The sequence below is a fragment of the Wohlfahrtiimonas larvae genome (genome assembly GCF_002006755.1).
In the GTDB taxonomy this organism is placed as follows: Bacteria; Pseudomonadota; Gammaproteobacteria; order Cardiobacteriales; family Wohlfahrtiimonadaceae; genus Wohlfahrtiimonas; species Wohlfahrtiimonas larvae.
On record NZ_MVDO01000264.1, the window covers coordinates 1 to 1239 of the forward strand.

The 1239-nt window shown below is 35.7% G+C and carries 1 pseudogene; it reads right to left on the reverse strand.

Going from position 1 to position 1239, the window contains the following annotated elements:
- A pseudogene (locus BZK14_RS13430) lies at nt 1-1239 on the reverse strand (alpha-2-macroglobulin family protein); the annotation flags it as partial.

Genomic DNA, 1239 nt, shown 5'->3' on the forward strand with positions numbered 1-1239 from the left:
TGTGATCAGGTAATGCAATTGCATCGAATGATAATTTTGGTTCTAGTTTACGATCTAAACGATTTAAATGAATAGGAATTAGCCCTAAAGATCGGACAATATCATTTTGTTTAGTTTTTGAAAGTAATAATCCAGATAAATATAGATCATGTCGATTCCAATTTTTATCCATTGGAATAGAAATGCTATTTTTACCTTGTTTAACATCTAAATTTTTGGAATATAAAAGCTCAGAACCTTCCATCATGAGTGTTAAATTACCTGCGAATGGAGCATCAATGGTTAATTTGATAGTTTCGCCAGTTTTGTAGGTTGCTTTATTTGTGCTTAACGCTAGTGCATTGGGCTTAACAGCAGGTAGTTGGCCAGATGAAGTATTATTCCATGCAGCACTGAATGGATATTCAGTCACCATACCTGATGATAAATCCTCAACTTCTAGAATGTAGTTTCCCCAACTATTGGGTGATATTGAATATTCAACAATATCACGGTTGGTTTTAATAATTTTTTGTTCACGAATTTGATAATTATAGTTTTCATGGCAATCCCAACCTGAATTTGGATTGTAAACCCATGTGCATGCATTATCTTTATAACGTAATGTTAATTTTAATTCTGCATTGCCTAAGTTGCCAGCCATATTGGCTGTAAAGATTTCAAATTGAGCATTGGAACCATAGCTCAAATCATCCTTACCAAACATAGGGCGAATTACAGGCACCGGTTGTGTTGGCCAAAAGTTTGTCTTAAAACTTCGAGAAATGCCACTGGTGCCACCATCCATCACTGTTACATCGGCTTTTAAACCTAATACTGCAGAGATATTTTGTGCTAAAGGTCCTTCTAAACCAAGATATAAAGGATAGTTTGCATGACCGTCAGCATTCAATTGCTGATCATATTGAATTTCATCAGGTATAAATTGTGATGGGAATGATGTTTTACCGACATACCAGTCTTTATGAGCTACAAAAGGCGTGCGATTGACTGTTAATTTACCTTGTACGGTATAGTCATTATTTTTTGCGGGCGCACCGAATAGATAACGACTGTCTACTTTTAAATCAATGGAGTCTTTCATGTCATAGTTATCTTTAACACCTGATAATGTTAATTCCATTCGCTCTGGCATGAATTCTTCAATGAATAGGGTTAATTCACCATTAGGTTTTGATGATGTTGCATCTGTACGTGCCTCTATGCGCCAACGACCAGTTTTATCATCCGGATTTGTAT